Source organism: Nocardia sp. NPDC056000 (genome assembly GCF_042269265.1).
Classification (GTDB): domain Bacteria; phylum Actinomycetota; class Actinomycetes; order Mycobacteriales; family Mycobacteriaceae; genus Nocardia.
Genome location: NZ_JBHJXS010000004.1, coordinates 403,453 through 427,004 on the forward strand (window position 1 = coordinate 403,453; position 23,552 = coordinate 427,004).

Consider the following 23,552-nt stretch of genomic DNA (forward strand, 5'->3'; position numbering starts at 1 on the left):
GCGGCACCGGCCACTCGCAACATAGGCACTCGGAATCGGTTGCACAGCACCTGATTCGACGGACTCGAGATATTTACAGCCATACCCCCCGTCGTTTTGTGAGGTGTCCTGAACTCGGGAGTGAATCCGGCATATTCCTTGATTTGCGGCACGATGAGGTGATCGCCAGCCACCTGTTCGCAAGGTGCCGGGAAGTGCTGGCGCTCAAATCAATCCGGCCTTGGAAGGTGTGCATGTCGGATATCGCGATAGTGGGGATCGGATGCCGATTCGCAGGTGGAATCGACTCGCCGGAAACCTTTTGGGAATTCGTCCTGGATAAGCGCGACGGTGTGGTCGACGTGCCGCCCGATCGCTGGGATTACCGCCGCTATTACGACCCGGAACCGCGTACGCCAGGGCGCAGTTACACCAAGCGCGCCGCCTTCATGACCACCGATCCCTGGGAGTTCGACCCGGACTTCTTCGGCATCTCCGTGCGCGAGGCCACAGTGCTCGACCCGCAGCAGCGCCTGATGCTGGAGGTCACCTGGGAGGCGCTCGACGATGCCGGGATCGCCAGGCGCGCGAGCGGCGGCTCGGTCGGGGTCTACGTGGGCGGTTTCGTGGTGGACCAGTCGGTGATCGGTGTGGTGGGCCCCGCACTGTTCCACACCGATATGCACACTCCGGCCAGCGCTTCGTACACGATGCTGTCCAACCGGATCGCGTACGCGCTCAACCTGATCGGACCCGCGCTCACCGTTGATACGGCGTGCTCATCGTCTCTGGTGGCGTTCCACCTCGCCTGCCAAGCGCTGAACAACGGTGATTGCGACGTAGCGCTGGCGGGTGGGGTCAATGTGATGCTCCAGCCGGAGACTTTCGTGCTGATGTGCAAGGGCGGCTTCCTCGCCGCCGACGGGCGCTGCAAGTCCTTCGACGCCGCCGCGGACGGCTACGGTCGCGGTGAGGGCGCGGGCATGGTGGCCTTGAAGCGACTCGATGACGCGGTGCGCGACGGCGACCGGATCTACGCCGTGGTCAAGGCGACCGGGGCCAACCAGGACGGCCGCACCACCGCGATCACCGTGCCGAACGTGGATTCGCAAGAGTCGCTTGCACGTTCGGTGTGCGCCCGCGCCGGACTGGCACCGGAATCGATCAGCTACATCGAGGCGCACGGCACCGGCACCCTGGTCGGCGATCCGGTCGAAATTCGAGCGCTGGGAAGGGTTTTCGGCGTACCGGACAAGCGGACGCGGACGCTGGGCGTCGGCTCGGTGAAGTCCACGCTCGGGCACACCGAGGCCGCCGCGGGGGTCGCGAGCGTCATCAAAGCGGCACTGGCGATCTCGCATCGCACGATCCCGCCTCAGGGCTGGCTCGACAAGCCCAATCCGGATATCCCCTTCGACGAGCTGGGTCTGCACATCCAGACCGAAGCCGAACCGCTGTCCCAGGACGCCGGGCCGATGACGGTCGCGGTGAACGGATTCGGGTACGGCGGCACCAACGCGCACGCCATTCTGCGGGAATACCGTCCGATCCCGGTTGTCGAAGTCGCGAGTGAGCCGAAACATCTTGGTGTACTGCCCATCTCGGCTCGCAGCACCGGTGCGGCGCGGGCGCTCGCCGGGCGGTTCGCCGATCTTGTCGCCGCGGGCACGGAACCGGAACGGCTGGCGCACGCCGCCTGGACCCGGATGGCGCACCACCCGTTCCGGACCGGCATGTTGCTCGGTGACACCGGCGACCTGATCCGGGAGCTGCGAGCATTCGCCGCCGGCGAAGGGCGTGACGCGGTACGCACCATTGTGGCCCGCACCAGCGGGCCGGTGTTCGTGTTCTCCGGCATGGGTCCGCAGTGGTGGGGAATGGCGCGTGAATTGCTCACCGCCGGGGGAGTTTTCGCCGATACCGCCGAGCGTGTCGACGCCGAGTTCCGTGCGCTCGCGGGCTGGTCGATCATCGAAGAACTACTGAAGGCGGAAGAGGATTCGCGGGTCGCCAGTACCGAGGTCGCGCAACCGGCCAACTTCCTGGTGCAGGTGGCGCTGGTACGCGAACTCGCCCAGTACGGCATCGAGCCCGCGGCCATCGTCGGCCACAGCGTCGGCGAGGTGGCCGCGGCCTATGTCAGCGGGATGCTCTCGCTGCGCGACGCGGTCCTGGTCGCCTACCATCGAGCCCGATTGCAGGCCACCACCGCGGGTTCCGGCGGAATGCTCGCGGTGGGTATGTCCTATGACCAGGCCCTCGAACTCGTCACCGACGATCCCCACGTCGATATCGCCGCGATCAACAGCGCGACCTCGCTGACCCTCTCCGGCGATATCGTCCGGCTCGATGAGATCGGCGAAAAGCTCGTCGCGGAAGGCTTTTTCGCGCGCGCCCTGCGGGTCGAGGTGCCCTACCACAGTCGGCTGATGGACCCCATTCTGGACGAATTGCGTTCGGCACTTGCGGAGTTGGAGCCCCAGGCACCGACCGTTCCCCTGTACTCCTCGGTCACCGGTGCACAGGTGATGGGCCCGGACTGGGGCGCGTCGTACTGGTGCGCCAATGTGCGCGAGCCGGTGCGTTTCGCCGACGCCGTCACGACGCTGCTCACCGAGCACCGGGTCTTCCTCGAGATCGGCCCGCACGCGGTGCTGTCGGGCAATATCCGCGAGACACTGCTCGGCGCGGACGTCACGGGGACCACGGTGCCGACACTGGACCGTAAACAGCCTGATACCAACAGCATTCGACGCACCCTCATCGGGCTCTACGGTGCGGGCGTGCTCGACCTCGACGCATTGTTTCCGCCCGATGCGAGCCCGCATGTGCGGTTGCCGCGGTACCCGTGGCAGCGGACCCGCCTGCACTCGTCCCTGCCGCTGTTCGAACAGGCCAGGCTCGGCACTCCGGGCGGTTATCCGATGCTCGGTGATCCCGATGTCGAGGGCCGCCCGGATTGGCTGCTGCAGGTGGGTACCGAATTGCTGCCGTGGCTGGCCGATCACGTGGTCAACGGGGTCCGAATCATGCCGGGTGCGGCGTATCTCGACGCGGCGCTCAGCGCCGCCGCCACCCGGCTCGGTGGCGAACGAGTCGCACTTGAGCAGGTCCGCTTCGTCGCGCCGTTGATCATGGGCGCACCGGATGTCCCGTTGCTCGCGCTGACCGTGGAGGAGGCCAGCGGTCGCTTCCTGATTCGCTCCCGCCCTGCCACCGGCACCGCCTGGACCCTGCACGCGTCCGGGCGCATGCTGACCGGTCGGCACCGGCCGACCCGGGTGCAGGTGCCCGAGATCGAGGTCGGCGTCGACGTGGACCCGAAGCTGTTCTACGGCGGACTCGCAGCGGCGGGCTTGCAGTACGGCCCCTCGTTCCGGCGCGTGCTCACCGCTCGGGTCGGCAGGGATACCGTCACCGCAACCGTCGACGGCGCGATCGCGGTGGACTCGGGTCATCTGGCCCATCCCGCCGTCGTCGATGCCGCCATGCAGACCGCCGCTCTGCTGTTCGCCGAATCCCGGATCGACGAGGGCACCCTGGTCCCGGTTGGCGTGGCCTCGGTGCGCGTGGTCGCGCCGCTGCCCGAGCGGATCACCGTGGTAGCCCGGCGCGATCATCGGGCCCGGCTGCGGGCCGATGTGGACCTGCTCGACGACGAGCACAACCTCGTCATGCGATTGAGCGGTCTGCAGATCGGTGCGATCGCCCCGGGCCAGGATCCCCTGCGCCGCATGGCGGACTACTTCTACATCGAGACCATGCAGCAGCGGGATCCACTCGATCGCACTGCGGTACCCCATGATTCGGTGAGCACGGTGATCGTCGCGCTGGGGGATTCGCGCCAGCGCGCCACCGCGCTGAGCGAGGTGATCCCGGGCGCACAGCTGTACGGCGTCGGATCCGTTGCGGATGAGGTCCAGGCCGGTCTCATCGCGATGCTCGCGGCCGCGCGGGCCGAGGGCACGGATCGGCTGCATGTCATCGTGGTCGCCGACTCCGGCGCGGACGAGCTCGCGCAACTGTGGGCACTGAAGCGAATCGCGGTCGTGCTCACCGACTTCGCGTACCCGGAAGATCCCGGACGAGCACAGGACAAGTTCGTCGAGGGCCGATGCCACGCCACGCTGGTGACCGAGCGCGCGTTCGCGGTCCCGGACGATCCGGCTCCGGCGGCCGCGCAGCAGGCCGCGCTCGCCGGTGCGCGACGCGTGCTGCTCAATGAACAGACCGATCTGCGCTGGCGGCTGATCGATGTCGAACCGGCGACGGGAATAGTCGACCTTGTCACCGAATTGGCTGTCCCGGGCGCTTTTTGGGGCGACAACACCGACGAGGTCGCCTTGCGCGCCGGTGCCCGCTGGAGTCCGGTGATCACCAAGCCGCTGCCCGAGCGCCTCGAGGCGCTGGACACCGCCGCACCGCTGAGCGACTCCGAGGCCAATTTCGCGCTGGAAATGCCCCGCACGCGCCTGTTGTCGGCGCTGGCCTGGCGCGGACGACCGCGCCCGGAGCCCGGTGCCGGGCAAGTCGAGGTCCGGATGAAAGTCATCGGCCTGAACTACAAGGATCCGCTGAAGGTCATCGGACTGCTCGGCGAACGCGAGCTCGCGCCAACGTATTTCGGCACCGTCCCGGGGATGGAAGGGGTCGGCGAAGTGGTGCGGGTGGGTCCCGGCGTCACCGACCTGGCGGTGGGCGATTTGGTCGCGGTCGCGGTCAAGGGGATGATGCAGCGCTACGTCGTGGCCGACCGGGCGCGAGCGATCAAGCTCCCACCGGGCACCGATCCCGCATACTGCACCAGCACAATCGCTTTCGGCACCGCCGAATACGCGCTGAACGATCTGGCCCGGCTGCGGCCCGGAGAGACGGTGCTCATCCACGGGGCCGCGGGCGGTGTCGGCACGGCCGCGATCCAGGTCGCCAAGGATCGGGGAGCGCGCATTATCGGCACCGCCGGTACCCAGGAGCGGCGCGCCCACGTGCTCGCGCTGGGGGCCGATCACGCGATCGATTCGCGGTCACTGAACTTTGTCGACGACGTCCTCGAGTTGACCGACGGCAAGGGTGTCGAGGTGGTGTTGAGCAGCGCCCCGGGGGAGATCCTGCGGCAGAACTTCCACGCGGTCGCCGAATTCGGGCGCATCGTCGAGGTCGGCAAGGCCGATATCTACACCGGTGGCCTGTTGGAGATGGCCAACTTCGACAAGAACGTGGCGTACTACTCGATGGACCTGGATCGCCTGGTCGCGGTCGACGCGCAGCGGCTCATCGCACTGTTGCGGCGGGTCTACGAGAAGGTGCTCGCGGGCACCTATAGCCCACTGTCCTACCGGCTGTTCGACACCGACGAGGTGGCGAGTGCCTTCGAGGAAACCATCCGCTCGACCGGACTGACGCGCATCGCGCTGAAGATGGATTCGGCACTGCCCTCGGTACGACCGCATCTGCCGGATATCGAAATAGACCCGGCCGCAACATATCTGGTGACCGGCGGCTTCGGCGGCTTCGGGCTGGCCATCGGACGCTGGCTGGCCCTGCGCGGCGCGCGCCGACTGGTATTGGTGGGTCGCCGCGGCGCGAGCACCGAGGAAGCGCGCCGCCAGCTCGAGGCATGGCGGGCGGCGGGGGTCCAGGTGATCGCAGAGCACGCCGATGTCACCGATGCCGAGGCGATGGCCACGGTCGTGGGGCGGGCGCATGCGGCCGGACATCCACTGCGAGGGGTGTTCCACGTGGCAGGCGCGGTCGCCGATAATCGCCTGGCGGCCATGACAATTCAGGAACTGGACATCGTCTACCGCCCCAAGGTGCAGGGTGCCCGGGTGGTGCGCCAGGCGGTGGCCGACGCCGGAATCGAGCTGGATATGTTCGTGCTCTCCTCCTCCGGCGGTGCCATGTACGGCATCTACGGTCAGTACAACTACTGCGCGGCCAATCTCGCGGTGGAGACCATGGCCCAGGAATGGGCGAGGGCGGGCGAACCGGCCCTGTGCATCGGATGGGGGCACCTGTCCGGTTCCACCGGGGGCATGGCCGCCGACGAGACGGCGGTGAAGTATCTCGACCTGGTCGGCTTCGACCCGATCGATATGGCCGACGCCACGGCGTACCTGGAACAAACTCTGCGCCTTGGTATTTCGCGGGCAAGTATCATTCCCACGGACTGGGGAAAGCTCACCGGCACCTTCCCGCAGCTGACCCGCACCGGCCGCACGATGGCATTGGCTCAGGTCTCCGCCAAGGACACCTCGGAACTGGCCCGGTTGCGGGCCGAGGTGGCAGCCATCGAGGACGGCAAACGCGGCACTTTCGTCGCGCGCAAGATGGCCGAGGAATTGGCCGCGGTCATGGGGGTTCCGGCCGAATCCATCGATATGACGGTGCCCGTGCCCGAGCTCGGTCTGGATTCGCTGATGGCGGTGGAGCTCGGCGCTCGGGTCACCAAAACCCTTGGCATCGACCTGATGTCGTTGCAGATGGGTCGGTCGTTCAGCCTGGAGCAGGCCGGTCCGAAGGTGGCCGAACTGATCTTGGCAGCGGAAAGCGCCAAGGCCCCGTCCCGGCCGGCCGTCGAGACCGCCACGAGCGCTCCGGTCGCGGTGCCGGTCGGAGTCGCATCGTGACCGGGCGTCGGACCAGGGAGGTTGAGCGATGGTCGATTTCGGTCTGATCGACGAATGGGAACCGGCGCGGGGCCGACTCACCACCTGGGTGGCATCGCCGGAATCGGCCGCACGTGCGCGGCTGGCACCCGTGCACCCCGCCCCGCCCTCGCACCAGCAGGAACAGTACCTACGGCTGGCCGCCCAGCATGCCGCGGCGGACTTCCGGTACTCCGGTCTGTGCCTGATCACCGCCGAGATATCGACCGGTGAGCTGACCCGCGCGGCGATGACCCGCGCGATCAACGCATTCCTGTTGCGGCACGACACCTTTCGCACCTGGTTCCGGATCGGTGCGGATGGCGCGGTGGAGCGGCATCTGGTGCCGGAAGCGGACGTCGAGTTCGTTCCGGTCGAGCACGGGTGGATCGAGGACCCGCAGACGGTCCGCGACCACGTGCTCAAAACCACGCCCGGACCCTTCGACTGGGACTGCTTCAGCTTCGGGGTCATCGAGCGGGACGACTCGACCATGGTCTACCTCGCGGCCGATCACCTGCACACCGACGGGTTCGGGCAATATCTGTCCGGTTTCGATCTCGCGCTGCTCTACGCGAACGAGATGTGGGGTCAGACGCCGGACGCGCTGGCCCCGGCGGCGAGTTATCTCGACTACTGCACGGCCGAGCGGGCTCATACGGCGCGCATGTCACTCACCTCGCCCGGTGTTCAGAAGTGGCTGGAGCTGATCCGGGGAAACGGCGGCAGCCTGCCGTCGTTCCCGCTGGAATTGGGCAGGCGCACCGATATGTACAACCGCAGCGCACACCGAACGGTGACGCTGTTCGACGAGGCCACCGCCGCGCGCTTCGAGCGACGATGCCGAGACAACGGCGCGCACTTCGTCGGCGGCGTCTTCGCCGCGGCGGCCTTGGCCGAATACGAACTCGCCGACAGGGATTACTACTTCGGCATGACCCCGGTGACAACGCGCGGCAACGCCGCCGAACGCGCCTCGGTCGGCTGGTACGTCACGTTGCTGCCCGTGGCGTTCCCGCTCGGCCGCACCGCATCCTTCGACCGGGTGGTCACACTCGCCCAGTACGCCTACGAGAACGGGATTCGGCTGACCTCCACCTCGTTCCAGCGGGTGGTCGAACTGTTGCCCGCCGACTCCGATCTGGATTTGAGCCCGGGCTGGGCCTGCCCGATGATCTCCTACGTCGATGCCAGGGAACTGCTCGGCCATGAATTCTTCGATACGGCCTCATGCGGGCTGTACGCCAATCGCGCTGCCTCCGAACAGGTTCTGATCTGGATCAATCGGTTCGCCGCGAAAACCACACTCAGCGTGATCTATCCGGACACCCCGGTGGCGCACCGCTCCGTCGAACGCTATGTCAACCGACTCCGAGCGGTGTTCGTCACCGCCGCACGGGAAGAAAGCCTATGAGAGACAGTATCTTTCGCGATCCGCAGATCCCGGACGGTGAGAAGACCGTCTACACCGTCCGTATCGCGGATCAGCCGCCCGCGCTCGACATCGTCAGCACGGTCGGTCACGAGGACCAGGGCTACCTCTCCGTGGTTCAGGCGACCTCGGGCGACGGCAACTTCACGATCACCGTCGAACAGCGCTTCCAGCGTCTCGGCGAGCACGTGCGGATCGCCAGCTACCGCGCCGAAACCCGGACGGGCACAACGGTGGTGAGTCGTGAAGAAGCGAATTTCCTCGGTACCGCGCACCTGCAGATCGGTGCCGGGATCGCGCCGTTCCCCGCCGATCTCATGCCGCTCGCGGGCGGCCTGACGCTGTTGCGCGGACTGGATCTGGCCGAAGGCGCCGAGGCCGATATCGCCCTGTGGCTGGCGTTCTCGGTCCATATCCCCGTGAGCGCGAAGACCGACCGGCGCACCGTCGTCGACGCGGCCACCGGCCGAATCGACTGCTGGCAGGTCCGGCTCCGCCCCCGCCTCACCGGCCTGAACCCCATGCTCGAAAAAATGCTCAGCCCCTTCCTGCCCCTCGTAGTGGTCGACATCGAAGCAGCCCCACCACACCGCGTGGTCCGCTGCGGCTTCCCCACCGGCCCAATGCCCTGGCACCCCCGCGCCGTCATGGAACTCGCGGCCTAGGAGGCACAACTGAATTCTGTGCGATTCGGTGTGCCCGCTGAGCCTTAACGGTGTCCGCCGTAAACGCGGATGGTGAACCCGTCGTCCAGCGGTGGCCGATCACCTACCCGGGCGGGCAGCCGACCGAGCGGGTGCGTGTGATCGGTGACGATATTTCGGGTCGGTGGATCAGTGCGAGGCGATGGTCGAGACGATGCTCTCCGGTGGCGCCATCCTGGATCGGAAGATGGTGTATCGGGACATCCGCCCGTCGGAATCGTTTCTGACACTGGAGATTCGGGTCAGTGATGTTCCGGCGACGGTGGCCGAGGCCGCGTTGCCGGCGACGTTAGTGCGTGCGACGGCGATGACTGGCATGGGGGAACTCGAGTGCGGCCGAATGAGAATGCCGCGCCCACCATGAATGCGACCGCCACACCGGCGGCGATGGCGAACCCGGCCGGCAAACTCAACGCCTTGACGTGTCGTATTAACTCAGGTCCTCCCGATCGATGATTGCGGCATTGACCGAGGCTGCCTACCAGCGTAATCCCGCTACGGTGTTCATTGCTGGATCGACACCCGGTCTGCGTTGTTGCGGTGCAACAAGTTTCACCGTGGCGGCGAATCGCAGGCGCTGCTCGACTCGAATGGCTTTGAATGAGCGGAGAATCCGTTCTTCGCCGAGGGGTGTGGGTGCCCACGCGGTTATCGGTCGGCCAGTGCCCACGCTACCAGGGGCTCGTCTGCCAATAATGCGGCGCTACAACGAAGTTCGCCGACTGCGATATTCGGCTGAACGCGCGTTGAGCCCACTTCTCGCATACGCCGAAGGCGTCGCGAGATTCCTGTCCCCGGGGTCGATTCGGCCACGGTCGGCGACTCTGCTCGGAGGTGGTGGGTGCTGGGCGATTTGACAGCCGGAGTAATGTGCAATTGCTATCACAATGCGCGTTATGCCACAGGTCTTTACCACTCAGAGTCTGAGAGGAATCGCTCGTGAGCATGCTCCTCGCTTTACATGACACGTACACGAATGTGGTCGCGCAATACGGGAATCCGACTCCGGAGGCTCCGCCCGCTGCGGACAAAGTGATGAAGTTAGGCCGCTACTTCACCTGGTTCACCATGCTTTCCGGTGTCACCGCCATCACCTACGGCGGTGGCCGGTTCGCGTGGGAGAAATGGAGTGGAGGCCATATCGAATCGCCGAAGATGGTGGCCGGAGCCATGCTCGGCGGAGTCACCGCCACCAGCGCCGGAACGATCATGAACACCATTGTCGGTAGCTAGTTTCCGAGCACCGCGCGAACGAGCACGTCTCCTTCCGGTGCATGATCACCGGCGAGATAGATACGACCGGCATCGAGGAATCCCGCTGCGCGGCACTGCTGCATGCATGCCAGGGAACCGGTCGTTATCGACCTGCGCGCGGTCGGCTTTTTCTGCACCACGCGGATGGTGGAATTCGCGCGGCGCGAGAAGCGCGTCCCGCTGCCGGATCGGCAAAGCCGTTGCCATGCATTGTTTGGTCCAGCGACCGGTGGCTACTCCTGAAGGATGCCGGCGCTTCCCTCCGAGGCCGATGGTGTCCGGATGGGCCTGCGGAACCGGTGTTCGCCAATACCTGCCTGACATCCACGAACAGCGGGAAGGAACCAGACACATGTTGACGCTCACCCCCACTGCCATCGAGGTGGTTCGCGCCATGACGTCCGCGGAGGGCATGCCGGAGGCTGCCGGGCTGCGAATCTTCACCGCGGACGACTCCAGTGCATTGCAGCTTGCCATCGCCGCTGAACCGGCGGAACAGGATCAAGTCCTGATGGCCGAGGGATCACGGGTATACCTGGACCGCCAAGCGGCCGCGTACCTGGACGACAAGATCCTCGACACCGGACAGGACCCCAACGGGGAAGACGGCTTCCTCATCTCCCCGCAGCACCGGGACCCGTTGGGCATGTAGAACGACAGTTCCGGTGCCGTGGCCGTCCGGCCACGGCACCGGAGCTCCCACCGAACCCGCGGCACGCGGTGAATTTCGGCGAACGGCTCTGGGGCAGTCCCGACGAACTCCTCGACCCCAACTACCTCGAGAAGGTCCCCAGTTCGAGCGGTATCACCCACCACGTGTTCTGGCGCAAGTGACCCGCTCGCGCACGGTGCGGTATTCAGTGCCGTTGCGCCCGTTGAAGATTCGGCATCGCCCAGGATCGATCGAGCCAGTGCGGTCCGCCGCCACGGCTTGCATCCCTGGATCTTCCAGCGGGTCGATGTTCGCCAAGGGCGGCAGTGGATATCGGGTTCGAGCCCGGTCGCCCGGTTCGCCCCGCGTGATGGACGACTACTCCTACACCCTCGGAGAGCTGAGTTCCCCACGTCAGCATCGTCATACCCGAGGCTGAAGGCTACTTCAGTCATGTGACCTGCGCCGAGGCAGCGCCGACTCGTGCGCGCCAGCGGTTGGGAGCGAAATCAGCATGATCATCGACCAGGTGACCATGGCCTCGTGGTGAACGGGGAGGCGTTCGTAGTCGCGGACGCAGCGGGGTTGGCGGGCGCGGTCGTGGATATTGGCGGCGGTGATGTGGCAGGTCAGCTGCGGAACTGCCAGCCACGCCTAAAGTGTTGTCAATGACGAATACGGCCACTCGCAGCTACGGCGGCGTCAGCGCGACCGAGCGTCGCGCTGAGCGTCGCGTGCGCCTGCTCGTCGCCGCTCGCACCATCTGGGGCGAATCCGGAATCGGTGCTGTCACGGTCCGGGGCGTCTGTAAAACCGCGGGCCTGACCGACCGCTACTTCTACGAACATTTCGCCAACCGCGAGGAGTTGCTGCTCGCCGTCACCGACGAGGTGCGCGATCAGATGTTGGCGGCCATGGTCGAGGCGGGTGTCTCCGCGGATGGTCCGGCCGAGCAGAGACTGCAATCCGCGCTACAGGCATTCCTGGAGATCATTGCGGCCGACCGCCACATCCATCGCATCGTCACCACCACCGATCCCGGCGATCTGCCCGAGCTGACCCAGCGTCGTCACGACGTACTGACGATGATCAGCGACCTCGTCGTGCAACATGCTCCCGCCGCGCTGGGCATCTCCGTCGAACCAGAATGGCTGCACCGCGCAGCGCTTTTCATCACCGGCGGCGTCAACCAGCTCATCGAAGGCTGGCTCGGCGGCACCATCGATATGACCGCCGCCGAACTCGCCGCTGAATGCGCACGAATGTGCGTGAGTGTCCTGGAAAACACTCAGCCCTGACTGATCTACCGCGAAGAGGAATCAATGATCGCTCTCGTCACCGGAGCCAATCGGGGCATCGGCCACGAAGTGGCACGCCAGCTCGCCGCCGCCGGGCACACCGTCATGGTGTCCGCCCGATCGCTCGAGGCGGCCACCAAGGCCGCGGCGAAGATCGGCGGCGACGCGCACCCGCTGCGCCTCGATATCACCAATGGTGACGACATCACCTCCGCCGCAACGGAAATCGGCACCCGATTCGGCGGCCTGGATATCCTCGTCAACAACGCCGCCATCGCCTACGACACCTGGCAGCGCGCAGTCAACGCCGATCTCGACGTCGTCCGCGAAGCGGCCGAAACCAACCTCTACGGCCCCTGGCGACTGACCCAAGCCCTACTTCCGTTGCTACGCGCGAGCGCTCATCCCCGAATCGTCAACGTCTCCAGCGAAGCCGCCTCCCTGACGAGCATGGGCGGCGGCACCCCCGCCTACAACACCACCAAAACCGCCCTCAACGCCCTGACCCGAATGCTGTCCGCCGAACTCCGCCCGGACGGCATCCTCGTCAACGCCATCTGCCCCGGCTGGGTAGCCACCGATATGGGCGGCCCCGGCGGCCGCCCCGTCGCCGACGGTGCCGCCGGAATCGTCTGGGCCGCAACCCTTCCCGACAGCGGCCCCACTGGAGGCTTCTTCCGCGACCGCCAACCGCTGCCGTGGTAGCCATTATCGGTGACGCAATCGCGATGGTGAACGTTCCCTCGGGCCGAGCCGTGCTGTGGAACAAGCGAACCGAGTCATCTCGTCTCCCGCCAGGGCGACATCGACTTCCGAATCACTCGCTCTGATCCGGCGGCGTGAGGTCCGACCGCGGGACGCCGGGGGCGAACCTGAATGCCCATACCTCGCGGGCCGCGATCGCTGCCACGACAATCGCGACCGTTCGAACGGAGCCGGAACTATCACTCCACCAACCGGTTCCGTTCAACACCTTGATCATCAGCGCGGCGGCGGCAATCGGAACGGCCACGGTTACCACGCCCGCGACGCGTTCCCCGACCACCGCCGCTTCGATGATGGCGGCCACGACAACCACCCCGAGTGCCACCGTCGCATAGCCAGCCATTGCGCCCGCCCCGGGCGGCCCGGCTGATTCGGTGACGGAAAGGCACACCCGCAATACCGAATCACCCGGCGAACACTCTTTCCGACCGATCGGAATGTCTGCGGCGGCGGACATCGCTGTACCCAGCAGCACTGCGACCACGAACGTCCACCAGCCCAGATGACCGGTGATTCGCGCAATCCTGAACAGCCGCCCTCGCGTCACCGGACTGAATCTACCTAGTTCGAGACCGTTCCGGTTGCTGAAATATAGCTGTTGAGATCTACTGGGGTATGGACGGATCTGCGCTGGTGCCGCTGCTCGTGCTGCTGATCGGCGTTGTCGGGCCGAGTGTGCTGATGGTCATGCGCTGGCGCAGGATCAAGCGCCATGGAATCGGCGGTGGTGAGTTCAACCATCCCCTGGCGGCGGCCGGATACGGGGGAGTGCCCCGGGAACCGCGATTCAGGAGGACTTCGGCGGCGTCACCAAAGTGCAAACGCAGGCTGCGGCCACAGGTCCCAGGCCTGCGGCCGAACAGCCCTGGGTGCTCGGAGAGGACTCACGCGGCGCTACCGGCGGCGAGGAACACCCGTAGATCGAGCAAATCATCCGCAACACACAGCATGATGGTGGAATGTCCAAGCGGGTGAGCGCATGCGCGCACTACTGATACTGATCATTGTGCTGGCGATCGCGTTGATCGTCGGCGACCGTCTCGCGGTCGCGCAGGCGCAGAAGGAGATCGGCAGCAGGATCGCCACCGAGTACAACCTCGCGCAGCGGCCGAGCGTCGAGATCGGCGGGTTCCCGTTCCTGACCCAGGCCGTCGACGGCACGTATCACGACATCAACGTACGTGTCGGCGACTGGAGCGATCAGCAGATCTCGGTCCACAACCTGGAAGTCCATCTCACCGATGTCACCGCGCCGCTGACCGACCTGCTGGCCAGCCGCACCTCGAACCTGGTCGCCGACCGCGGAACCGCGACCGCCGTGGTGCCATACGACACCGTGCAACGCTTCGCGCCGTCGGAAGTCGAATCGATCGCCTACGCCGACGACGGCCTGCGCGTCACCGGCACCTTCTCGGTACAGGGCATCCCCGTTCCCGCGATAGTGGTCGTCACGGTCGCCCCCACCGACGACGGCTTCGAGGTAACCCCCGTATCGGTCCAAGCCCGAGCCGGCGGCCCCACCATCCCCCTGGCCCTGATCAGCCAATCCCTCACCTTCACAGTCCCTTTGCAGGCACTACCCCTGGGCGCGCGCCTCACATCCATCAAACCCGCCGCCGACGGCCTGCACGTCACCGCCATCGCGAGCCCCGTCCGCTTCTCCGACCTGCCCGCCATACCGCAGGCGAGATAGTTTGGTGGACATGACCTTTCGCGCCGTGATCTTCGATATCGGCGGCGTCCTGGAAGTTACCGAACAGATGGACTTCGACATCCACTGGGAACGCCGCCTGGGCCTCGAACGAGGCCAACTCATCGGACGCCTCGCCGACGTGTGGCTGTCCGGAAGCATCGGCACCATAACCGAATCCGCGTTCCGCGACGTGATCATCGACCGCCTCGCTCTTTCACCTGACTCCGCCGATGAGCTCATCGCCGACATCTGGAGGCAGTATCTCGGAGTCGCCAACAAGGAACTGATCGCCTACGCGAAAACCCTTCGCCCCCAATACCGAACCGGAATCATCAGCAACAGCTTCGTCGGCGCCCGCGAACGCGAACAACACGCCTACGGTTTCGAAGACCTGGTCGACGACGTCATCTACTCCCACGAAGTAGGCATCACCAAACCCGATCCCGAGATCTACGCCATGGCATGCGCCCGCCTCGACGTAGATCCCCATCAGGTGATCTTCATCGACGACGCTCAGATCGCGCTCGATGGTGCCGCAGGCGCCGGAATGACCACGATCCACCACGCCGATAACGCCACAACTATCGCCGCCTTGAATGCCTTGCTGGGCAACTCGAAACTCTGACTCGGCGAACCGTCGCGGACGCTAGGACTCGCAAGGGCTGTGAGCGTGCCCGCGATCGCGACAACAGCTGCACCGATGAACTCCATCTCATTGAGGCTCACCGTGTGGCGCTGTGTCGGGAGTGTTCGAGTTTCGGTATGACCGCCAACCTGTCGGATACGTTCTGGCAGTATCGATCACATGGACCTCCTGGATAGCAGCAACCGCCGGGAGTAGAGCTTGGATGTCCGCCCTCTCGACAGCCTGGCTGGCCGGATGGGCGAACTGATTGCGGTAGTGCTCCATCCACAGCAGAACCAGATCGCCGTCCCCGGCCAATGTCTCGACGGTCGAGGTGCCGCGGTTGCGGACTTCTACCTCCCATCCGCCGGATTGACGTGGCGTGGCAATGTACGACGGATCGAATTCCCAGTGCCAGACATCCCCACGGTGAGCCACGGGCGCGTTGTACTCACCAGTTGAGTTGAGCACCTTAGCGAATTGCAGGGGTGTCCACGGCACCGGGAAGAATGTCGTCATACACACTTGGAGAATCAGCGGATCCAGCGGATCGCCGAATTCCCACCAACCTTCGACCAAGCTTCGATCCAGCAAGTCATTGAGCACTTTCGTCGAAAACGTCGGCGCCCCATCGTCGATCAAGGCGATGTGTAGCTGAAGTAGATCGAGAAATCGGCGGTGTTCCTCCGGGCTCCAGAAGGGGGGAACGGGGATGGCGGAGACAACGGGTCGTCCCCAAGGGACAGACGTGGCGAGGATTCCACTCATATCGCGATTGTGCCGAACGAGACCGACAACTATTCAGTCGTCTGACCCTCTCCAATGCGGAAGGTCCTGGGGAACAGGCGCTATGGGGAAGCCTTCGATGAGTTCCTCACCCACGTGGGAAGTGGCTCACGCGCTGTCAGCCATTGCTCCGGTATCCCGCGTATCACGCCTCGATCGCCGATTCCCGTGTGCGCCGCCACGATTCCTCCGACAATCGCGGCCGTGGTGTCCGCGTCCCCGCCCGCTTCGACGCAGGCGGTGATGGCGGCCGGATAGTCGGTGAGGAAGCTTGCGGCCGCCCAGAGGGTGAAGGGGACCGTGTCTTGCGCGCTGACCTGGGCGCCGTTGCCGAGTTCGTAGGCGGCTTCAACCACGGACCGGCCCAATAGCTTTCGAGCGCGATGAATACCGTCCGCGGTGCGTCCATCGACGAGATACGGCCGCACCGCATCGAGCAATTCATCGGGCGCGCAAGGCTTTCCGCGTGATACTGCCGCGTACCCGGCCGCTACGGCGACCGCCATCGCGCCGACGATCGCTTCGGGGTGCCGGTGGGTGACCTCCGCCGAGAGTGCGGCTTGCGCGGCGGCTCGGTCCGGGTCTTCGGCGAAGTAGGCTCCGAGCGGAGCGACTCGCATCGCGGCACCGTTTCCCCACGAGCCGCGCCCGCCGAACGCGGCACCGGCGGCTTCTGCCCAGGGGCGGCCGTCCCGAATCTCGTGCAGCACAACGACACTGCCCGCGCCATAGCCGCGATAGGGCTCGCATCGGTCGGCGAATACGGCTGCGAGGACATCACGGTCGATATGGCCGCGGTCGCGGATTTCCGAATACACCGAACACGCCATTTCGGTGTCGTCGGTCCACGGCCACGGTGGTGCGGGCGGTTGCCCGGCAAGAAGATTGGATAGGGAGCTACCGGGGACAAAGAATTGTGCACCCAGCGCATCGCCAACGGATAGACCCTGAAGGCTGTCAAACGCGAGTTCGATATTCGGCATGCTGGGGATGATCTTGTCAACGACAGACGTTCATCGCAACATTCGTAGTTCGCCACCGCACAGACGCCGGCGGCCACTGCGTCGTTCTCGCAGCGGCCGCCGATGTCGAATCCTCAGGCGCAGAACAGGATCAGAAGGATCCGGTGCTCGGCTTGGGGGTGGTGGTGGGGGTGGTCGGCTGATCAGCGACGGTGACCACCTTGGTGGTGGTCGAGCCCGCGACACCGCTGCGGCCGGAGAAGGTCGCGCCGATCGTGTACGAGCCCGCGGCACCCGGGGTCCACACGATGGTGGCCTTGCCGTTCGCGGCGACGGGGATGTCGCCGAGAACCTGGTCGCCCGCCTTGAACTGGATGGTGCCACCCGCCGCGGCGGGGGACACGCTCGCCTCGAGCGTGATGGCCTTACCGGTCTGCGCACCACTCACATCGGTGATGGACGTCGTCGACACCGCATCGCTGGAGACCGTGATGTTCGGTCCCTTGTTGGAGTAGGTGCCGCTGCCCAGGGATCCGCCGTAGTTCATCGAGGTCGGCAGCGGGGTGTCACGAGCGCAGTTCACGCCCACCGTGTACTGCACCTCGAACGTCTGGGACTTGGGGTTGATGTTCGGGTACACCGGGTACTTGGTGATCCCGAACTCCGCGCGCACCCAATCCGAGGACGAGGTATCCAGGGACACCTGGTCCCCACCCATCTTCGCCGAGCCCGCGACCGGGGTCAGGCACGCGGGATGCAGGTCCTTGATGTTGTAGATGTACTCCACCGGAATCCCGGTGCGCTCGAATGTCGTTGTGACGGTAACGATGTCGCCCACGACCGGATTGGTGTTCGACACCGTGCGGGTGAACTTGCTGTTCCCGTCACTCCAGGTGATCGTCCCCGGCGCGGCCGATGCCGTACCCGGAATCAACGCGACCGCGAACCCGGCTGCCACCGCGAACGCCGCGAGCGACCCGCCCACCTGCTTCATTCTCTTATCCACCATCATGTGTCTCCCACGTAAATCAGATGCCCCTCGACCTCGTCATCGAGGCGCTGATGCATCCGAGTTGGCGCGATTAGATCATGATGAGAACCCCCGTGTACCGAATTCCGAAATGATGATGAGTCAGATTGAGACGTCAACTGGACCAATGACCATCAACGCGGTCGGGGGGCCCTACCCATCTGGCGGAGTAGCCGATCCTGTCGCGGTCCATCGCCGGCTGCCGCGGCCCGGGCTGCGGCGAAGAATCGATGGGTGGTGTCGATGGCCGTGCGAGTTTCCGGCAGGTCGGTGTAGATCTCGTCCAGATGATCGGCGATCCAGGCGACCAGGCCGGGGTCGAGGGTGTCGTCGACACCGAGTGCTCGGGCGAGGTCCCACGAGTGGATCGTTGTATCGGTGGTTCGCACCGCGAGTGCTTGTCGGCCAGCGATTCTCCCCAGCGGGTAGTCGAGTACTCGGCACAGCGCACCCGGTTGAGCGAACGCGTCCGCACACGTGGACACGGACCTGGCGAAGGCGGCGACCGGATCGGTGCCCAGCGCGTCGACCTCGCGCTGACGCAGAAACTCCGCCGCGCTGCCACCCTCGACAAGATTCGCGTAGTTGAGATTTCCCCGGGTGACATGATTGACCAACTGACGGACGTTCCACTCCGCGCAGGGCGTCGGCCGAACCCACTGCTCGGGCCGAATGGCATTCAAGGCCCGTTCGAACATGCTGCAGGACAGCAGGAAACGCTCGCGGATCCCCTCGAAACAGTCGGTCATACGATCCAGCCTGCCGTCTGTGGGCGCCAAAGACCGGCGGATTTCGGCCGCCACCGTGCTCGAGCGGGGGTGCTGTTGGTGGCGCTGCGGTGCTGAACCCGTTGATCGCCCGAACTTCTCGGAATTGGCGATCGCTCGACTGGGACCGGGTCGATCTGAGATGGTCCCCACATGAAGATCGGTGTCGCACTTCCACAGATGGCTCCCGGCTATGGACCGGGTACGACGGTTGATTGGGCTCGGCGGATCGACGCGGGGCCGTTCTCGAGCGTCTCGGTGGGGGAGCGGGTGACGTTCTCGAATCCGGAGATGGTCGCGACGCTGGGTGCGTGCGCGGCGGTGACCGAGCGGGTGCAGGTGCTGGCGAATCTCTTTGTGCTGCCGCAGCATCCGGTGGCGATGGTGGCGCAGCAGATCGGCACTCTCGACCAACTCTCGAACGGCCGTCTCGAGGTGGCCGTCGGCGTCGGCGGTCGCGAGCACGACTATCGCGCTCTCGGTGCGGAGTTCAAGGGGCGGCATCAGCAGCTCGATGACAAGGTTGCCGAGCTGAAGGCGCTGCTCGCCGGTGAGCCGCCGTTCGAAGGCGCGGATCCGGTCGGCCCGGCGTGCGTGCAGCCGGGTGGGCCGATCATCCTCGCGGGCGCGCTGGGGCCGAAGGCGATGCGCCGGGCGGCGCGATGGGCCGACGGCATCTCGGGCTTCAGCGTTCGCGGCGATGCCGAGGAGATCGCCAAGGTGGGTGAACTCGCCGAGCAGTGTTGGGCCGAGGCTGGTCGGACCACGACCCCGCGAAAGGTCAACGGCTGCTTCACCGCGCTGGGCGTGCCCGACGCATCGGAGGCGTTGCACTCCTTCGTCGCTCGCTACCTCGGCTTCCTCGGACCCAAGCTCGCCGAGATGATCGCGGCCTCGGCGCGGGCGTCGACTCCAGAGGTGCTCGCCGACATTCTCGACGGCGCGGAACAGGCCGGATGCGACGAGTTCATCCTGGTCCCGGCCGTCACCGACCTGAAGTTCCTCGACGTGGCGGCCGAAGTGGTGGCCGCGCGCTCTTGACGCTCGTGGATTAGAACCTGTTCTATTCCATGCATGACTCTGCGAGTGATCCAGTGGGCCACCGGCGGCCTCGGCCAGGCCGCGATCGGCCAGATCCAGCTGCACCCGGATCTCGAACTCGTCGGCTGCTGGGTGCACTCGGAAGCCAAGGCGGGCAAGGACGCCGGTGAACTCGCGGGGATCGGCCCGATCGGTGTCATCGCTACCAACAGCGTCGATGACATCCTCGCGATGGACGCCGACTGCGTCCTGTACGCGCCGCTCATGCCGAATCCGAAAGAGGTTGCGGCGCTGCTGCGTTCGGGCAAGAACGTGGTCACGCCGCTGGGCTGGTTCTGGCCGACCGCGCAAGAGAAGGAGCGGATGTCAGCGCCCGCCCTCGAAGGCGGCGTGACCCTGCACGGCACCGGGATCGACCCGGGTGGCGCCACCGAGCAGCAGCCGCTGTTCTTCGCGGGCCTGTCCAGCGCGATCACCTTCGTCCGCGGTGAGGAGTACTCCGACATCCGCACCTACAACGCCCCCGACGTCGTACGCCACCTCATGGGTTTCGGCCAAACGCCCGAACAGGCGATGAACGGCCCGATGCTCGCGTTGCTGGACAACGGTTTCGACCAGTCGGTGCGAATGTGCCTGGACACCCTCGGCTTCGCCGATGCCGAAATCCGCAGCAGCCGCGAAGTAGCGGTCGCCACCGCACCCATCGACTCACCGATCGGCGAAATCCAGCCCGGCCAGGTCGCCGCCCAGCGCTTCGCCTGGGAAGCCTTCATCGGCGACGCCAAAGTCGTTCGCGTCGCGGTCAATTGGATGATGGGCGAGGAGAACCTCGACCCACCCTGGAAGTACGGCGACGGCGGCGTCCGATTCGAAGTCGAGGTGAAGGGCGACCCCGACTGCCACGTCACGATCCATGGCTGGCACCCGACCAGCCTGGCCGCCGGCCTCGAGCGCAACCCCGGGATCGTCGTGACAGCGGCCCACTGCGTGAACTCGATCCCCTACGTCTGCGCCGCCGAACCGGGCCTGCTGACCTTCGTCGACATGCCCCTGGTCACCGGTCGCGCCCACCCGAACCTGGCCCGCTGATTACCTTCCTCGAGGCTGTCGATCCCAGTTGTGTTGGCGCAGAGCGATACTCGGTGAGCGCGTCCGGCCGCGTCAGCGTGCTTCGGGGTCGAGGCCCAAGGCCGCGCGGCCGCCGTCCACCGGCAAGGTCGCGCCGTTGACGAAAGCACTGTCCATCGAGAGCAGGTATTCGACGGCAGCGGCGATGTCGTCACCGGTAGCAGCCCGGCCCAACGGGTGCAGTGTCGCGATGTCACGCTCGACCAATTGCGCGGCCTCCGGGGTGAGCGAGGCCAGGTAGTCCGCGAAGCGTTCGGTCACGACCGAGCCTGGTGCGACAGCGTTGACCCGTATCCCATGCCGACCGTATTCGACGGCCAACGCTCTGGTCAGACCTTCGATGGCGGCCTTGGCCGTGCTGTAGGGCAGCGCACCGGACACGGCGCGTTGTGCCTGGTGGGAACTGATATTCACAATCGCCCCACCGGTGCCGGAGGCGAGGAATCGACGCACTGCGGTTCGACAACCGGCCAGAGTGAGACGCAGGTTGGCGTTGATCAACTCGAGCACTCGGTCGGCCTCGGTGGAATCGAGCGACGCGTCCTGGAACACCGCGGCGTTGTTCACCCACCCGGCGAACGAGCCGATCTCCTGCGCGCGGTCGGCGGCCTGATCGGTGATCTGCTCCGAACCCGCGTCCCCGACCACCACGGTGACCTGCCCACCCGCCCACGACAGGGCCTGCCCGTCGCGCTCGACCACCACGACCGCATGTCCGCGACCCAGCAACCGCTCCACAATGGCGCGCCCGATTCCACGTCCGCCACCGGTGACAACATAAGACAGCGTCATAAATCCGATGTTAGACAACAGAATTCATCGCCGAATTGCTCGTGCTCGGGAGCGGGCCGGAGAACCGTCACGACCTGACGTCGACCAGCACCTTGCCTACCTGGCCGGCCTCGATTGCCCGATGGGCATCCGCGGTGCGATGGAGCGGAAAGCGGACCAGGGGCAGACCGTGCTCCTGTCCGACCGGCAGCGCGCCGTCGCGCACGGCGGCGGCGACGTCCGCAACGGCCGCGGCCCGGACCTCGGGACCGGCGGTGTAGAGGACGATGAATTGCATCCGGGTGTTGCGCACCATGTGCTGCAGCACGTTCAGTTCGACCGGTTGATCACCGTTGTTGGCGTAGGTCGAAAGCGTTCCGCGCGGTCGCAGCACCGACAGATCCAGGGCGAGGTTGGCACCGAGCGCCACCTCCGCGACGATATCCACGCCTTCCGCGGCGAGTGCGAGGATCTCGGCGGCAGGGTCGCCCCGGCGATAGTCGACCACGTGATGAGCGCCGGCGGCGGTGGCCAGCCGGGCCTTCTCCGGACTGCTCACCGTGCTGATCACCGTGGCACCGGCCCAGCGGGCGAGTTGGATCACCGCGTGCCCGACTGCGCCGGCCCCGCCTGCGGCGAGCACCACCTTGTCCGCCAGTGCGCCGGGCCGGAGCCGACGCGGCCCGTCCTCTGCGACGGTCAGCGCGCGGTGCGCGGTGAGCGCGGGAACACCGAGTGCGGCGCCGACGTCGAAACCGGCGTCGTCCGGTAGCGGCACGGCCTGATCGGATGGCACCACGGTGAACTCCGCCGCGGTGCCGGTGGGTCTACCCGCCGCGGCCATGAACAACCACACCCGCTGGCCGACCCGGCTCACATCGACCCCCGCGCCGACGGCGTCGATCACACCCGCGCCGTCCAGGTGCGGGGTGATCTCCGCGAACGCCATGCCCTGGCCGGCGCGCGCCTGCCAGTCGGTGGGGTTGATTCCGGACACGGCCACCCGGACTCGGACCTCGCCGTGACCGGGCACGGGCAGTTCGCGATCGACCAGCTGGAGAACCTCGGGGCCACCGTTGTCGCGGTAGACGACGGCTTTCACCGCGCACCGCCGATCGCGACGTTGTTGGAGCGGGACTCGACAGCGTCCAGAGTCGCCAATGTGTCTGTGTCGAACGCGATTTCGCCGACCGCCATATTGTGCTCGAGGTGTGCGCGGTCACCGGTCCCGGGGATGAGCAGGATATTCGGCGCGTGGTGCAACAGCCAAGCCAGGCCGATCTGGGGCGCAGTCACGTTCAAGGATTCAGCGACGGTGTGCACAACCGGTTCGTCGGTGACCTTGGGCAGATTCGGGAATTCGCCGCCGAGCGGGAAGAACGGCACCCACGCGATGCCCTCGGCCGTGCACAGCCGCAGCATGTCCTCGTCATCCCGGGAGACGAGGCTGTACGCGTTCTGCACGCAGGCGATGCCGGCCGGTATGGCGCGCCGCAGGTTGTCGAGGGTGACGCTGCTCAGGCCGATCGCGCCGATCTTGCCCTGCTCGCGCAGGTCGATCATGGTTGCCAGCTGGTCCTCGAGGTCGACCACCTGGTCACCCTCGGCGCGCAATCCGGGCCCGGTGTCCAGCCGTCGGAGGTTGACCACGGCGAGCTGTTCGACACCGAGGTCGCGCAGATTGTCCTCGACGCTGGCCCGCAGCTGTTCGGGGCGCTGCGCGATTCGCAGCGGCAGTCGCCCGCCCGGGTCGGGATCGGCGCCGACCTTGGTGACGACCAGCACGCTGTCCTCGGGGCGCAGGACCTGGCGTATGACGGTATTGGCGAAGCCGAAGCCATAGAACTCGGCGGTGTCAATGTGGTTGACGCCCAGCTCGATCGCTCGCCGGAGCAGTGCGGCGGCCTCGTTGGGACGGTCGCGCAGCCGCGGGAGTTGGGCCGCGCCGTAGCCGATCCGGGAAACGGAGTGGCCGGCGATGGAAGCGGTGCGGGTGTTGATGGCGAGTCTCCTCGGTC

General features: G+C 66.1%; 20 protein-coding genes. 12 read left to right on the forward strand and 8 right to left on the reverse strand.

The genetic code is table 11. From position 1 onward, the window contains the following. The first annotated feature begins 233 nt into the window (after positions 1-233). From ACFC4D_RS14160 to ACFC4D_RS14195, 8 genes are all read left to right on the forward strand, one after another. A complete protein-coding gene (locus ACFC4D_RS14160) occupies positions 234-6,608 on the forward strand; it encodes a type I polyketide synthase (RefSeq protein ID WP_376063222.1) in 6,375 nt (2,124 codons plus the stop codon). A 28-nt stretch (positions 6,609-6,636) separates the two neighbouring features. Next, complete coding sequence (locus ACFC4D_RS14165) at positions 6,637-8,040, forward strand: condensation domain-containing protein (protein WP_376063223.1); 1,404 nt, start codon at positions 6,637-6,639, stop codon at positions 8,038-8,040. After that, the gene (locus ACFC4D_RS14170) at positions 8,037-8,723 is read left to right on the forward strand and encodes a hypothetical protein (protein ID WP_376063224.1); all 687 of its coding nucleotides are present in this window, start codon (positions 8,037-8,039) and stop codon (positions 8,721-8,723) included. The genes ACFC4D_RS14165 and ACFC4D_RS14170 overlap by 4 nt, the downstream gene beginning before the upstream one ends. Positions 8,724-8,904: 181 nt before the next feature. Continuing rightward, positions 8,905-9,126, forward strand: a complete 222-nt coding sequence (locus ACFC4D_RS14175) for a hypothetical protein (RefSeq protein WP_376063225.1) — start codon at positions 8,905-8,907, stop codon at positions 9,124-9,126. A gap of 581 nt (positions 9,127-9,707) precedes the next feature. After that, positions 9,708-9,995, forward strand: a complete 288-nt coding sequence (locus tag ACFC4D_RS14180; protein WP_376063673.1) for a hypothetical protein — start codon at positions 9,708-9,710, stop codon at positions 9,993-9,995. Between the two features lie 373 nt (positions 9,996-10,368). After that, complete coding sequence (locus ACFC4D_RS14185; protein ID WP_376063226.1) at positions 10,369-10,668, forward strand: hypothetical protein; 300 nt, start codon at positions 10,369-10,371, stop codon at positions 10,666-10,668. A 668-nt stretch (positions 10,669-11,336) separates the two neighbouring features. After that, a complete protein-coding gene (locus ACFC4D_RS14190; protein WP_376063227.1) occupies positions 11,337-11,966 on the forward strand; it encodes a TetR/AcrR family transcriptional regulator in 630 nt (209 codons plus the stop codon). Positions 11,967-11,990: 24 nt separating this feature from the next. After that, positions 11,991-12,671 carry an SDR family oxidoreductase gene (locus tag ACFC4D_RS14195; protein WP_376063229.1) on the forward strand — a complete coding sequence of 227 codons (681 nt, stop codon included), beginning with the start codon at positions 11,991-11,993 and terminating at the stop codon, positions 12,669-12,671. Between the two features lie 112 nt (positions 12,672-12,783). Here ACFC4D_RS14195 and ACFC4D_RS14200 read toward each other — a convergent pair whose 3' ends face one another. Then, complete coding sequence (locus tag ACFC4D_RS14200; RefSeq protein WP_376063230.1) at positions 12,784-13,278, reverse strand: hypothetical protein; 495 nt, start codon at positions 13,276-13,278, stop codon at positions 12,784-12,786. A 432-nt stretch (positions 13,279-13,710) separates the two neighbouring features. On the opposite strand from ACFC4D_RS14200, the gene ACFC4D_RS14205 reads away from it, so the two are divergent. Further along, the gene (locus ACFC4D_RS14205; protein ID WP_375958029.1) at positions 13,711-14,424 is read left to right on the forward strand and encodes a DUF2993 domain-containing protein; all 714 of its coding nucleotides are present in this window, start codon (positions 13,711-13,713) and stop codon (positions 14,422-14,424) included. Positions 14,425-14,434: 10 nt separating this feature from the next. Then, positions 14,435-15,049 carry an HAD family hydrolase gene (locus ACFC4D_RS14210; protein ID WP_376063231.1) on the forward strand — a complete coding sequence of 205 codons (615 nt, stop codon included), beginning with the start codon at positions 14,435-14,437 and terminating at the stop codon, positions 15,047-15,049. A gap of 87 nt (positions 15,050-15,136) precedes the next feature. On the opposite strand, the gene ACFC4D_RS14215 is transcribed toward ACFC4D_RS14210, so the two are convergent. The 4 genes from ACFC4D_RS14215 to ACFC4D_RS14230 all read right to left on the reverse strand — a co-directional run bounded on the left by ACFC4D_RS14215 (position 15,137) and on the right by ACFC4D_RS14230 (position 18,576). Then, positions 15,137-15,817 (reverse strand): hypothetical protein, encoded by a 681-nt coding sequence (locus tag ACFC4D_RS14215; protein ID WP_376063232.1) that lies wholly within the window; start codon positions 15,815-15,817, stop codon positions 15,137-15,139. 80 nt (positions 15,818-15,897) lie between these two features. Then, complete coding sequence (locus tag ACFC4D_RS14220; RefSeq protein WP_376063234.1) at positions 15,898-16,818, reverse strand: ADP-ribosylglycohydrolase family protein; 921 nt, start codon at positions 16,816-16,818, stop codon at positions 15,898-15,900. 130 nt (positions 16,819-16,948) lie between these two features. After that, positions 16,949-17,806: an Ig-like domain-containing protein gene (locus ACFC4D_RS14225; RefSeq protein ID WP_375958045.1), complete on the reverse strand. Its 858-nt coding sequence runs from the start codon at positions 17,804-17,806 to the stop codon at positions 16,949-16,951. Between the two features lie 155 nt (positions 17,807-17,961). After that, a complete protein-coding gene (locus ACFC4D_RS14230) occupies positions 17,962-18,576 on the reverse strand; it encodes a TIGR03086 family metal-binding protein (RefSeq protein WP_376063235.1) in 615 nt (204 codons plus the stop codon). Positions 18,577-18,747: 171 nt separating this feature from the next. Here ACFC4D_RS14230 and ACFC4D_RS14235 point away from each other — a divergent pair, with 171 nt between their 5' ends. Further along, complete coding sequence (locus ACFC4D_RS14235; RefSeq protein WP_376063237.1) at positions 18,748-19,635, forward strand: LLM class flavin-dependent oxidoreductase; 888 nt, start codon at positions 18,748-18,750, stop codon at positions 19,633-19,635. Between the two features lie 33 nt (positions 19,636-19,668). Beyond that, complete coding sequence (locus ACFC4D_RS14240; RefSeq protein WP_376063238.1) at positions 19,669-20,724, forward strand: dihydrodipicolinate reductase; 1,056 nt, start codon at positions 19,669-19,671, stop codon at positions 20,722-20,724. Positions 20,725-20,796: 72 nt separating this feature from the next. Here ACFC4D_RS14240 and ACFC4D_RS14245 read toward each other — a convergent pair whose 3' ends face one another. The 3 genes from ACFC4D_RS14245 to ACFC4D_RS14255 all read right to left on the reverse strand — a co-directional run bounded on the left by ACFC4D_RS14245 (position 20,797) and on the right by ACFC4D_RS14255 (position 23,535). Further along, on the reverse strand, positions 20,797-21,555 hold the full coding sequence (locus ACFC4D_RS14245; RefSeq protein WP_376063240.1) for an SDR family NAD(P)-dependent oxidoreductase: 759 nt from the start codon (positions 21,553-21,555) through the stop codon (positions 20,797-20,799). 67 nt (positions 21,556-21,622) lie between these two features. Beyond that, a complete protein-coding gene (locus ACFC4D_RS14250) occupies positions 21,623-22,636 on the reverse strand; it encodes an NADPH:quinone reductase (RefSeq protein ID WP_376063241.1) in 1,014 nt (337 codons plus the stop codon). Next, positions 22,633-23,535, reverse strand: a complete 903-nt coding sequence (locus ACFC4D_RS14255; protein ID WP_376063675.1) for an aldo/keto reductase — start codon at positions 23,533-23,535, stop codon at positions 22,633-22,635. Before ACFC4D_RS14255 ends, ACFC4D_RS14250 begins: the two co-directional genes overlap by 4 nt. Between the last annotated feature and the right edge of the window lie 17 nt (positions 23,536-23,552).